The sequence below is a fragment of the Palleronia sp. LCG004 genome (assembly GCF_032931615.1).
Lineage (GTDB): Bacteria > Pseudomonadota > Alphaproteobacteria > Rhodobacterales > Rhodobacteraceae > Palleronia.
On the sequence record NZ_CP136761.1, the window covers coordinates 35061 to 47396 of the forward strand.

Genomic DNA, 12336 nt, shown 5'->3' on the forward strand with positions numbered 1-12336 from the left:
AACCGCCCCCTAGCGAGCGGCCGCCCGGGCCAGCATCTCCACATAGCCGTCGAGCACATGCCCGATTGAGAGCGGCGTGGGGTTCGCCGCGGTCCCGATCGCGTCATTACCCAGAAGCACGACCGCATCCCGCGCGACGGCCGGGAATTGCGCGATGAGCGGGTTTTCCCGCATCTCGGACAGGCGCGCTGCATCGCCGTAGGTCACGACGACGTCCACGTCGTCGAACATGTCCACGCGCTCGGCGCTGATCCGGCCGGAATATTGCCCGGCATCGCTTGCCGACGCCACCGCCTCGGGGATCTCCAGGCCGAGATCGCGCAGGAACTGCACCCGCTGGTCGGCGGCGGCGTAGAAACCGATCGTGCTGAGGTCCCTCGGGTCGAGATGGGTGACGAACATGCCGGTCTTGCCTGCCAGTTCGGGATGGCCCGCCACCGCCTCGGCGATCCGGGCCTCCAGCTGCGCGACGAGCGCGTCGCCATCGGATGCCAGACCGATGCCGGCGGCGTTCTGGCGGATCATCTCGCGCCAGGTCGTCGTCCACGCGGCCTCGGGATAGGCCACGACCGGCGCGATGCGGCTCAACACCTCGTAATCCTGTCGCGAGATGCCGGAATAGGCGGCGAGGATCACGTCGGGATCGGTCCCGGCCACGGCCTCGAAATCCACGCCGTCGCCCTCGTCGAAGAGCACGGGAACCTCTGCCCCAAGCTGGTCGAGCCTGTCCGACACCCATGGCAGGACCCCGTCGCCGTCCTCGTCGCCCCAATTCGCCCGCGCGAAACCGACCGGCACGACCCCGAGCGCAAGCGGAACCTCGTGATTGGCCCAGCCGACGCTCGCGATCCGCTCGGGCTTCTCCTCGATCACCGTCTCGCCGAACGCATGCCCGATCGTGATCGGATAATCCTGCGCGATTGCAGCAAACGGCGCGAACAGAAGGGCCGCGACGATGAACGGACGGGGCATAACCTATTTCCGATTCTTTTTATCAACTACTCGTCCGGCTTAGGCCGCACGGCCCGGCAGGGCAAGAGGTCAATCGCGCGACCAGTAGCCCGAGACGCAGCTTTCCCGTCGGCCGAGGCCCCGCCTAACCCGCAGATGGGCGCGGATCGCGGCGGCACGGCCCTTCTCGACCGCGACCCAGACATGACGCGCCCCCTCGGGCCCGAGATCGGCTTCGCCCAGGGCCGCCTCGATCCCTTCGCCTGCAGAGCGTTCGACCACACGAAGGTCCACGCCCTGCGGAACGGCGGGGAGCGGATAATCGCCCCTGTTTTCCATCTCGAGGATGGCCGTCCCGGTGGTCTCCGGCCCCGCTGCCTCGAGCATCCGGGCGATCGCGGGCAGTGCCGTTTCGTCGCCCGCAAGGACCAGATGCGCGACCTCGGGAAACCAGCCGCCGCCGGGGCCGAGCAGTCCGACGATCTCTCCGGGCTGGGCCAGTTCCATCCAGTCCGAGGTCCGGCCGCCCGCATGACGGAAGATGTCGATCACGATGATCCCCGCCGCCGGATCGATCTCGCGGATCGTATAGACTGCCACGTGCAGACGGTCGGCGGGCGGCCATTCGGCGCGGCCCGTCCCGTTCAGGACGGGCCAGCGCGCGGGCATCCCGCGTGCGGGCAATGCCAGCCGCAGATGCAGCCCGTCGCGCGCGAAGGCCGCGAGATCCCGCGCCCTGATTGTCAGCCTCCAGAACCGCTTGCCGATCGGCGCGACATCCTCGATCCGGGCAAGGCGGAAATTCGGAGGAAGCGCGCCGTGGCGTGCGGTCCCCGACCAGTCGAGGTCCGCGACGCTTCCGGGTTCGACGGTGCCGACGACCGCCTCGACCGTTTCGCGCAACATGAAAAGCGCGCCTTCGTTCGGCCCCGAGATGCGGATCTCGACATGCCCCGCGCCCGGCAAAAGCTCGATCGTTCCGATCCCCGCCATAAGGACGAGCGCGCCCGCTTCTGTCGTCTCGCAGCCAAGGTCGAACCCGTCCCATGTCTCGGCGACGGATGCGAGGAAGGACGCGGTCTCCCTAACACGCAGCGTACCGCCCGCGTGAAAGATGTCCGCATGTCCCGCGATCCTCTGGTTCATCTCGGCTGCCTCCACGCTCAGGGATTCCGGCAGGAGGTTAGGCGTGTTCGATCCGCCGCACAATCCCGACAATTTATCTTGGGCTTTCGCATGCGTTTGCTCGACGCCGGTTCAAGTAATGCGGATGAACGAACTACTTCGCTCACTATATGACGCACTTTGATCATAATCTAAGTAAGTTGAGAAATGTCTTGCACAGTTGAGTGAGCTCGCTCATACCATTGAAAGCTCGACACACGTTCCGGGGGAGGGGATGGAGGAGAAGCTCAGGCTCGACATCGTTCTCGACGCCCTCGGCAGGAGCCAGTTCCTGTCGGTCAACGAGATCCGCGACCTCGTCGGCGTCTCGGCCGCGACCGTCCGGCGCGACATCGACAAGCTCGCCCGCTCGGGCCGTGCCAACAAGGTCTATGGCGGCGTGACCGCGCCGAACGGCGATCATCGCCACCGCTCCGTCGCGCTGCCCTTCGTCGACAATCGCGACATCGAGGTCGCAGCCAAGCGCGGCATCGCCGCCGCGGCGGCCGGACTGGTGCGCGACGGCAGCCAGATCATCGTCCATGCCGGCTCGACCTGCTTCCATTTCGGCGTCCGCATCGCCACGCGCAACGTTCGCGTCACGACCCATTCCATGCCGCTTGCCGCCTATCTCGGCGAACACGGCACCTGCCAGCTCACCGTCGGCGGCGGCGATCTGCACCGCGAACCGGGGCTGCTCTACGACGCGGGCAAGCTCGACGGCGAGTTCTTCGCCCAGCAGTTCTTCGTGGGCGCGCTCGGGGTCGGCCCCGAGGGGATCCTCGAATCGCACCCTCTCCTCGTCCGGTTCGTCCAGCATTTCGCCGATCGCGCGAACGAGGTCGTCCTTCTCGTCGACAGCCGCAAGTTCGAGGAACGTCCGCCCTCGGTCGCGCTGCCGCTCTGGCGGGTCGCCCGGATCGTCACCGATACGGGGCTGACCGACACGCATCGCACGATGATCGAGGATGCGGGCGTGCAACTCACCATCGCAGAGCCGGAACACGCGCCATGACCCGACAGACCCCCCTGCTGGAGATGCGCGACATCTCCAAGACCTTCGGCTCGATCCGTGCGCTGCAAAACGTCTCGCTCAGCGCCTATGGCGGCGAGGTCCATTCGCTGATGGGCGAGAATGGGGCCGGCAAATCCACTCTGATGAAAGTCCTGTCGGGCGCGCACCGCCCCGATCCAGGCGGAGAGGTCCTCGTCGCGGGCAAGCCGATGCCGCTCGGTGATCCCAAGCTTTCAAAGGCCCGCGGCGTCGCGGTCATCTACCAGGAACTCGCCCTCGCGCCCAATCTCGACGTCGCGCAAAATGTCTTTCTGGGGGCCGAGCCGCATTCTGCCGGCATGGTCGACCGGCGCGCGATGCTTTCGCGGACGCGCCCCATACTCGACCGGCTGGGCGTCGGCTTCGATGCCGAGACCCGTGTCTCGACCCTTTCCCTTGGAGAGCGTCAGCTCGTCGAGATCGCCCGCGCCATGTCGACCGACGCGAAGATCATCGTGATGGACGAGCCGACGACCTCGCTGTCCGAACGCGAAACGGAAAAGCTATTTGACGTGATCGCGGGGCTCAAGCGCGACGGCATCGCGGTTCTCTACATCTCGCACCGCATGGACGAGATCTATCGCCTCTCTGATCGCTGCTCGGTCCTGCGCGACGGAGAATATGTCGGCACGCTCGAGAAGGACGAGGTCGAGGCCGAGCGGCTCGTCTCGATGATGGTGGGCCGCGATCTGTCGAGTTTCTACAAGAAGGACCACGCACCCGACCCCGAGCATCGCGAGGCCGTGCTCCGCGTCGACAATCTCGGCGACGGGCGCAAGGTCAAGGAATGCTCGTTCGAAGTGGCCCGCGGCGAGGTGTTGGGCATCGCGGGCCTTGTCGGGTCGGGCCGGACCGAGCTCATGCGCCTCATCTACGGTGCCGATCCCGCTCGCACGGGCCGCATCTGGCTCGAGGGCGAGGATGTCACGCCCAGGACCCCCGGTGATGCCCTTCGTCACGGCATCGCCTACCTCACCGAGGACCGGAAGGAGCTCGGGCTCTTCCTCGACATGACGCTTTCGGACAACATCAGCATGGCGGTGGCCGAACACGACGCCCATCCGGGCGGCCTGCGCAACTTCGCGAAGGCCGCCCGGCGGGCGAAGGACGCGATCTCCTCGCTTGGGATCCGTACGGCCTCTGCGCGGGCGAGCGCAGGCTCGCTCTCGGGAGGGAACCAGCAGAAGGTACTGCTTGCCCGCCTGCTTGAGGCACGGCCCAAGGTCCTGCTCCTCGACGAGCCCACCCGCGGCGTGGATGTCGGTGCCAAGTCCGAGATCTATCGCCTGATCGACGAGCTCGCCAAGGGTGGCCTCGCGGTCGTCGTGGTCTCGAGCGAACTGCCCGAGATCATCGGCATCTCCGACAGGTGCCTCGTCATGCGCGAGGGGCGCATCGCGGGCGAGGTCGCCGCGCGCCCGGGCAAGCCCATCGAACAGGAGGCGATCATGACCCTTTCGACCGGCGCGAAAACCCGCAAACCGGAGGAAACACAGCAATGACCGAAACGACCGAGACCTCCCGCGGCGGCAAGCGCGACATGCTCAAGACGACGTTCATGGCGCTTGGCATGCTGCCGGTGCTCATCCTGCTGGCGATCGGCTTCGAACTGCTGAGCGGCAAGTTCATGACGGTGAACAACATTTCGATCGTCATGCAGCAGGCGTCGATCAACATCGTCCTCGCGGCGGGAATGACCTTCGTGATCCTGACGGGCGGCATCGACCTCAGCGTGGGTTCGATCCTCGCGGCATCGGCGGTTGGCGCGGTCTTCGTCTCGCTTGTCGACGGCTACGGCATGCTGGGCATCCCGGTGGGCCTCGCCCTGGGCCTGGCCTTCGGGTTGCTCAACGGCGTGCTCATCGCCTTCCTCAAGCTGCCACCGTTCATCGTGACGCTCGGATCGCTGACGGCCGTGCGCGGGGTCGCGCGGCTGATGGGCTCCGACACGACCGTCTTCAATTCGAACCTGCCCTTCGCCTTCATCGGCAACGGCGATTTTCTTGGCATTCCCTGGCTCGCCATCATCGCGCTCGGCGTCGTGCTGCTCTCGTGGGGCATCCTGCGCGCCACGATCCTCGGCACATGGATCTATGCCGTCGGCGGCAATCAGGAGGCCGCGCGCCTGACGGGGATCAAGGTCTGGTTGGTTCTGCTCTTCGTCTACGGCTTCTCGGGACTGATGTCGGGCGTGGGAGGTGTCATGTCGGCGTCCCGGCTCTATGCGGCCAATGGATTGCAGCTCGGCCAGGCCTATGAACTCGACGCCATCGCCGCCGTCATCCTCGGCGGCACCAGCCTCGTGGGCGGCATCGGTTCGATCTGGGGCACGTTGATCGGCGCGCTCATCATCGCGGTACTGTCGAACGGTCTGATCCTCACCGGGGTCTCGGACATCTGGCAATACATCATCAAGGGCCTCGTCATCATCGTGGCCGTCGCGCTCGACCGGTACCGCATCAAGGGCGGGGCACGGACGTGATCCCTTGGGGACAAGAACGACAACGCAATCTGGAGGAGACATCATGCGTTTGCTGACCACACTCACGCTCGGAACGGCCATGGCGGCGGGTCTCGCAGCCACGGCAACGGCCCAGGACAAGACGCTCGAAAGCGTCGGAATCTCGGTGGGCCTTCTCGGGAACCCGTTCTTCGTCGCAACCATCGAGGGCATCACCGACGCCGCCCGCGAGATCAATCCCGACGTGGACATCACCTCGGTCTCGGCCGATTACGATCTCAACAAGCAGGTGAGCCAGATCGACAGCTTCGTCGCCTCCGGCGTCGACATCATCATGCTCAACGCCGTCGACGACAGCGCCATCGCCCCCGCGGTCGAACGCGCGAAGCAGGCCGGCGTGACCGTGGCGGCCTTCGACGTTTCGGCACCCGGCGCGCAGGTCACGGTCATGACCGACAACGTCGCCGCAGGCACCATCGCCTGCCAGTACATCGTCGACGAGCTCGGCGGCGAGGGCAACGTCGCGATCATCAAGGGCCCATCCTCGTCCTCGCTTAACGACCGCTTCCGCGGCTGCTCCGAGGTCTTCGCCGAGAATGACGGGATCAACGTCGTCTCTGACGACCAGAACGGCATGGCCTCGCGCGATGGCGGCCTTGCGGTGATGCAGGGCCTCCTGACCCGCTTCGACGATCTCGACGCGGTCTTCGGGGCGAACGATCCGATGGCGCTCGGCGCGCAGCTCGCCGCGCGTCAGCTCGACCGCGACGGCATCATCATCACAGGCGTGGACGGTGCGCCCGATACCGAGGACGCGCTCAAGACCGAAGGGTCGCTGCTGAAGGCATCTGCCAGCCAGGACCCCTACGGCATGGCCGCCGAGGCGATGCGCCTCGCCTACGACGTCTTCCAGGGCAACCCGCCCGAGGAGGAAACCGTGCTGATCGCCCCCGAACTCATCACGGCCGACAACGTGGACGAGTATCAGGGCTGGACGGCCGACCGCTGAGAAACGGGGCCCGTGCGTTTCGTCCAGCCATGGACGGCGCGCGCGGGCCCGATACGAGGAAAGGGACATCATGCCAGCCGCCGATCTCAAGAAACACGTGTGCGATGCGAACCTCGCGACCGTGCGCTTCGGACTGGTCCTGTCGACCTTCGGCAATGCGAGCGGCATCGACCGCGAGGCCGGTCGCATCGCGATCAAGCCCTCCGGTGTGCCCTACGACCGCATGACGCCCGACGACATGGTGTCGGTGCGCCTCGACGGCGCGATCCTCGACAACCATTACCGGCCTTCCTCCGATCTCGACACGCATCTGGTGCTCTATCGCGCATTCGACGGGATCGGCGGGGTCGTGCATACCCATTCGACCTTCGCCACGATTTTTGCGCAGGCGATGATCCCGATCCCGTGCTTCGGCACGACGCAGGCCGACTATTTCCGCGGCACGATCCCCGTGACCCGTCACCTGACCGAGGACGAGATCGCCGACAGCTACGTGGCCTCGACCGGTCAGGTCATCGTTGACGCCTTCGAGGATCGCGACCCGCTCGAAATCCCCGCCGCGCTCGTCGCGGGCCACGGTCCCTTCGTCTGGGGCCGCACCCCGAATGAAGCCGTCCAGAACGCCCAGATCCTAGAGGAATGCGCGAGGATGGCATGGCACGCGATGCAGCTTCGTCCCGATCTCGAGGAATTGCCGTCGGCCCTCAGGGACAGGCACTTCCTGCGCAAGCACGGCCGCAACGCGACCTACGGCCAGGGAGAGACCGCATGAGCTATGTCGCCGGAGCGGATTTCGGCACGCTCAGCGTGCGCGTTACCATCATGGAGACCGATACCGGTCGCACCTGCGGCACCGGCATCGGCGACTACCCCCTGAAACGCTCGCCCGCGGATCCGCTCGCTGCGCGTCAATCGCATGACGACCATATGGCGGCGCTGGCAGAGGCCATGCGTTCGGCCATCGCCGAGGCCGGCATCGACGGGACCGAAATCGCCGCCTTCGCCGCCGACACGACCGGGTCGAGTGTCGTGATGGTCGATAAGGATCTTCGTCCGCTCGACGATTACTACCTCTGGTGCGACCACACAGCCCACGAGGAAGCTGCCGAGATCACCCGCCGCGCCCACGAGGAGGGGATCGAGGCGATCCGCTGGTGCGGCGGCGTCTATTCGCACGAATGGGGCTATGCGAAGCTCCTGCATTACCTGCGAAGCAACCCCGACAAACGCATCCGCGTGGCGAGCGCGCTTGAGCATTGCGACATGCTGGTCGCGACGCTGACCGGCGCGAATGTCGCCGACCTGCCCCGGTCGATCTGCGCCATGGGCCACAAGTGGATGTGGGGGCAGGCATGGGGCGGCCTGCCGCCGCAGGATTTTCTGTCCCGCGTCGATCCGCTTCTGGACGGGATCAATGCAAAACTCGACGGACGCTTCGGCAATTCGACCGAGATCGCGGGCCACATGACGCCCGAATGGGCCGCGAAACTGGGTCTGAAGCCCGGTATTCCGATCCCCTTCGGCGCGTTCGACTCGCATTGGGACGCGATCGCCTGCGGCTGTGCACCCGGCGATCTCGTGAACGTCGTCGGCACCTCGACCTGCATGATCTCGATCGCGCCCCCCGACATGGACCCGGTCCCGGGCATCTGCGGCGCGGTGCCGGACAGCGTCGTGCCCGGCCATGTCGGGGTCGAGGCCGGACAATCGGCCACGGGCGACGTCTTCGAGGCGATCGCCCGTCGCGCAGGCAGCGACGTGGCGACCCTCTCGCAGGGGTTCGAGAACCGCGCAGCCGGCTCGACGGGCCTTCTGCGTCTGGGCTGGGACAATGGTGACAGGACGGTTCTCGTGCGCAGCGATCTCGGCGGGATGACCCTCGGATGGGACCTCCACCACGACGCCGCCGACGAACTTCACGCCGCGATCGAGGGGATGGCGATGCATGTCCGCATCATTGTCGAGCGGATGCGCGGGCATGGCGTCGCGATCGACCGCGTGTTGAACGGCGGAGGCATCCCGCAGAAGAACGTCGCGTTGAACCAGATCTATGCCGACGTCCTCGGGACCGAGGTGCATGTCCCCGAAAGCTCGCCCACAGGAGTCGGGGCCTGCATCTTCGCGTCCCTTGCCGCAGGGCTCTTCCACGATTACGCTGACGCACAGACGCGACTTGCCCCGGCCACACGCGTCTTTCATCCCCGCCCCGACGCACAGGCGGTCTATGAGCAGCTCTTCCCGCTCTATCGCTCGGTCTATTTTGCCTTCGGCACCGGCGAGCCGCAGGATTTGGGTTCGGTCCTGGGCACCTTGAGGACGTTCCGTCAGGGCGAGTGACACTTACCCGCCTCGGGGGAGATTCGGGATCGCCACAAAAAGTTGCAGATCGGCAGATTCCGCAAAATTTTTTCCGCGTGTGAAAGCACATGGATGGCACACCGTGTCCCGTCGCTGTAGACGATGTGGCAAATGGTGCAGAAAACGTTCAGATCGATGGAGGAGTTCGCGAGGGCATGCGGCGTCTCCCGCCCGACAGCGGCCAAGTATTTCAACGATCCCCAGGACGTGAAACCGGCGACGCGTGCCCGGATCGAGGCCGTTCTCAAGACATCGGAATTCGAACCGAATTCCTTCGTACGGCATCTCAGCAGCAAGATCGCCCGCAACGTAGGCATCATCGTCCCGACGATCTACGACCCGTTCTTCGCCAAGCTCGTCTCCGACCTCGAATCGGCTCTCAGGGCTCGCAACTTCTGGCCGATCCAGATTTCGTGCCAGACGCGTCCCGACCTCGAGGAGGAGGCCGCGCAGAGGATGCTCGACTTCAAGGTCGCGGGTGTGGTGGTTGCCCCGCTCGGCAACCTCTCGAGACCGGGCGTCTTCGACCAGCTAAAGGCCAGCATCCCGACGGTCAGCTTCGACGTGCCGCTGGGCGACGACGTCCCCTTCGTGAGCAACGATCACAGCGAGGGGATGGCCGCGATGGTGCAGTATCTCTGCCGCTCGGGCGAACCGCCAGTCCTGATCGAGGGGCCGCACCTGACCGACAATGTGCTGATCCGCCAGGAATCCTATCGTCGGACCATGCAGGCCGAGGGGTGCGAGCCCATCGTCGTCGATTTCTCGGCCGAAGCTTCGTGGGATATGGAGCGTCTGGGCCGCGAGCAGATGATGCGCCTGCTGAAGGAGGGGCTGCCAGGCAAGACGCTGCTCTGCTCGAACGACCGGATCGCCTTCGGCGTCATCTCGGCAGCTTGCGATGCGGGCCTGAGGATCGGGCGCGATTCCGGCGACGACATCCGCATCGCCGGGCACGACGATCATCCGCTGAGCAGGTACATCTGGCCGCCTTTGACGACGACCGCGCAGGATACAGAGGCGATCGCGCAGGAGACGGTCCAGCAATTGCTCGACCTGCTCAGCGCCGATGCATCGGGGCGGGACGTCGCGCCAGCCCGCATGCGCGTGCGTTCGACGCTGATGATGCGGAAATCCGCCTGACGGACGATCAGCCCCGGGTGGTCCAGCGGGCGCAGGACCACTCGATCGCCTCGACCGCCTCGGGGATCATCGCCGATTTCGACACGAAACCGTGGATTTGCCCGGCCCAGATCCGCAGGCTCACCCCGCATTCAACCTCGAGCCGCCTCGCATAGGCCAGCCCCTCGGAGAAGAGAACATCCTGCCCCGCGAGCACGATTACGGCCGGTGCCGTTCCGGCAAGCGTCGTAGCCTTGAGTGGGGCTGCACGAGGGTCGCTCCGCCGCGTCCCCTCCCCGAGGTAATGATCGCGGAACCACGCCATCTCCCGCGCGGTCAGACCGAACCCCTCGCCATGGCTGCCGAAGGTCTCCGATGCCTGGTCCTGGTCCGTGTTGGGGTAAAACAGGATCTGCGCGGAGATCCCGGGGGCCTCTCCGTCCCGCGACATGAGGGCCAGCGAGGCCGCCAGGTTGCCGCCCGCGCTGTCGCCGCCCACCGCGATGCGCGCGGGATCGATCCCGTAGGACGCCGCCTCGGAATGGATATGTCGCAGCGCGCGCAGACAATCCTCCAGCCCCGCGGGAAACGGCGCTTCGGGGGCCAGCCGGTAATCCGGTGCGACGACCACCGCTCCCGCCCGGTTGGCAATCGCCCGGCAGATCCACTCGTGGGTCTCGATCGTGCCGATGACCCACCCGCCCCCGTGCATGTAGAGAAGCGCGGGCGCGTCGCGCTCGGGCGCGCCCGCTCCCCGCCAGATTCTCAGCCGAATACCGTCATGGATTGCATCCTCGACCTGCGCCACCGGTTCGAGCGGCAGCTGGTCGGCGGCATGACCGTCGAGATACTGTGCGCGCGCGGCTTCTGGCGAAAGGTCGGCGACCGACACGCCCCCCCGCGCCGCAGCCGTGGCAAGCGCGCGGGCCGCCGAGGGATCGAGGCCGCTCACGACAACAGCCGCTTCGCATCGTCCTCGCTGAAGATCGCCGGCTGGCATTCGGTCGCGCTCACCTCGACCGGCTGGCCGGTCTCGGCGGCCTTCAGGATCGATTCCATGATCTCAAGCACGTGCAGCGCCAGATCGCCCGATGCACGGGCGGGGCGTCCCTCGATCAGGGCGGTGGCCATGTCGGCAAGGCCCAGCATCCTGTAATTGCCCCGATCGGGTGCCTCCCTCGGCCAGTTGAGCGCACCGAACGGAAGGCCCGCAGTATCAAGATCCGCCCAGGGCGCACCCCGCTCCGACAGGCTGACAATGCCGCTGAAATTGTCGGGGTCGGGCAGGCCGATCGACCCTTCGGTGCCGTGCAGCTCGATCTGCCGGTTCGTATGGCGATAGACGTCCCAGGAGGTCACGAACGTGACCTGCGCGCCGCCCGCGAAGTCGAGCAGGGACGAGACGCTGGTCGGCGTGCCCACGGGGATCGTCGTGCCCTTCAACGGCCCTTCGGCGCTCAGCTCCCGCTCGGCATGCGCGCTCGTGGCGAGCGCCTGGACCCGCCGCACCGGACCGATGAGGTTCACCAACATGCTGAGGTAATACGGCCCCATATCCATCACGGGCCCCCCGCCAGGCTGATAGTAGAAGCCCGGATCGGGATGCCAATGCTCCATCCCCCGGCCCATCATGAACGCCGTGCCGGTGACCGGACGGCCGATCGCGCCGTCCTCTATCAAGCGGCGCGCATGTCGCCCCGCCGCCCCGAGGAACGTGTCCGGAGCGGATCCGATCGATAACCCCTTCGCACGTGCGAGCTCGACCAGCGCGCGTCCGTCGGTTGTGTTCGTGCTCAGCGGTTTCTCGGTAAAGACGTGCTTGCCAGCTTCGAGCGCACGGCGCGAGATGTCGTAATGCGCTGCAGGCACGGTGAGGTTCAGGATCAGGTCGACATCGGGCGAGACGAGGATCTCGTCCGTTCCCATAACCTTCAGCCCGAAGGCATCCCCGCGCGCCCGCGCCGCCGCCTGCGAGAGGTCGGCGCAGGCCGTCACGCTCACCCCGTCGAACATCTCGGCGTTGAGCAGGTAGGCGAGCGAGATGTTCCCGCAGCCGACAAGCCCGATCCGCAGCCGGTCTCCGTTCGTCATCGACATAGATCCCCCGGTATGGCGCAGGAATTTCCCGTGCGCGATTTTCCTGTTTGACGTTTTGTAAAAAACAAACTTAGGTTTTGCAATATCGCAGGAGGCCACCTTCGCCCCGACGGATGGGTC

Annotated in this window: 11 protein-coding genes; 7 read left to right on the forward strand and 4 right to left on the reverse strand. The window is 66.1% G+C overall.

What is annotated here, in order from left to right; all coding sequences use genetic code 11:
- Positions 1-9: 9 nt before the first annotated feature.
- Together RVY76_RS16520 and RVY76_RS16525 are read right to left on the reverse strand one after the other, a co-directional pair.
- Complete coding sequence (locus RVY76_RS16520; RefSeq protein ID WP_317377413.1) at positions 10-972, reverse strand: ABC transporter substrate-binding protein; 963 nt, start codon at positions 970-972, stop codon at positions 10-12.
- A 69-nt stretch (positions 973-1041) separates the two neighbouring features.
- Complete coding sequence (locus tag RVY76_RS16525; protein WP_317377415.1) at positions 1042-2097, reverse strand: siderophore-interacting protein; 1056 nt, start codon at positions 2095-2097, stop codon at positions 1042-1044.
- A 253-nt stretch (positions 2098-2350) separates the two neighbouring features.
- Between RVY76_RS16525 and RVY76_RS16530 the strand changes: the two genes are divergently transcribed.
- The 7 genes from RVY76_RS16530 to RVY76_RS16560 all read left to right on the forward strand — a co-directional run bounded on the left by RVY76_RS16530 (position 2351) and on the right by RVY76_RS16560 (position 10140).
- Positions 2351-3130 (forward strand): DeoR/GlpR family DNA-binding transcription regulator, encoded by a 780-nt coding sequence (locus RVY76_RS16530; RefSeq protein ID WP_317377417.1) that lies wholly within the window; start codon positions 2351-2353, stop codon positions 3128-3130.
- Positions 3127-4671, forward strand: coding sequence for a sugar ABC transporter ATP-binding protein (locus RVY76_RS16535; RefSeq protein ID WP_317377419.1), 1545 nt, complete (start codon positions 3127-3129; stop codon positions 4669-4671). Before RVY76_RS16530 ends, RVY76_RS16535 begins: the two co-directional genes overlap by 4 nt.
- Positions 4668-5651: an ABC transporter permease subunit gene (locus RVY76_RS16540; protein ID WP_410796055.1), complete on the forward strand. Its 984-nt coding sequence runs from the start codon at positions 4668-4670 to the stop codon at positions 5649-5651. The genes RVY76_RS16535 and RVY76_RS16540 overlap by 4 nt, the downstream gene beginning before the upstream one ends.
- A gap of 43 nt (positions 5652-5694) precedes the next feature.
- Complete coding sequence (locus tag RVY76_RS16545) at positions 5695-6639, forward strand: ABC transporter substrate-binding protein (RefSeq protein WP_317377421.1); 945 nt, start codon at positions 5695-5697, stop codon at positions 6637-6639.
- Between the two features lie 70 nt (positions 6640-6709).
- Entirely contained in the window at positions 6710-7411 is a 702-nt protein-coding gene (araD, locus tag RVY76_RS16550) for an L-ribulose-5-phosphate 4-epimerase AraD (RefSeq protein ID WP_317377423.1), read from the forward strand.
- A complete protein-coding gene (locus tag RVY76_RS16555; RefSeq protein WP_317377425.1) occupies positions 7408-8976 on the forward strand; it encodes a ribulokinase in 1569 nt (522 codons plus the stop codon). The genes araD and RVY76_RS16555 overlap by 4 nt, the downstream gene beginning before the upstream one ends.
- 132 nt (positions 8977-9108) lie before the next feature.
- Positions 9109-10140: a LacI family DNA-binding transcriptional regulator gene (locus tag RVY76_RS16560; protein WP_317377427.1), complete on the forward strand. Its 1032-nt coding sequence runs from the start codon at positions 9109-9111 to the stop codon at positions 10138-10140.
- A gap of 7 nt (positions 10141-10147) precedes the next feature.
- Here the strand turns inward: RVY76_RS16560 and RVY76_RS16565 are convergent, their stop codons facing one another.
- Both RVY76_RS16565 and RVY76_RS16570 read right to left on the reverse strand, forming a co-directional pair.
- Positions 10148-11071 carry an alpha/beta hydrolase gene (locus tag RVY76_RS16565; protein WP_317377429.1) on the reverse strand — a complete coding sequence of 308 codons (924 nt, stop codon included), beginning with the start codon at positions 11069-11071 and terminating at the stop codon, positions 10148-10150.
- The gene (locus RVY76_RS16570) at positions 11068-12216 is read right to left on the reverse strand and encodes a Gfo/Idh/MocA family oxidoreductase (RefSeq protein WP_317377431.1); all 1149 of its coding nucleotides are present in this window, start codon (positions 12214-12216) and stop codon (positions 11068-11070) included. The genes RVY76_RS16565 and RVY76_RS16570 overlap by 4 nt, the downstream gene beginning before the upstream one ends.
- Positions 12217-12336: the final 120 nt, after the last annotated feature.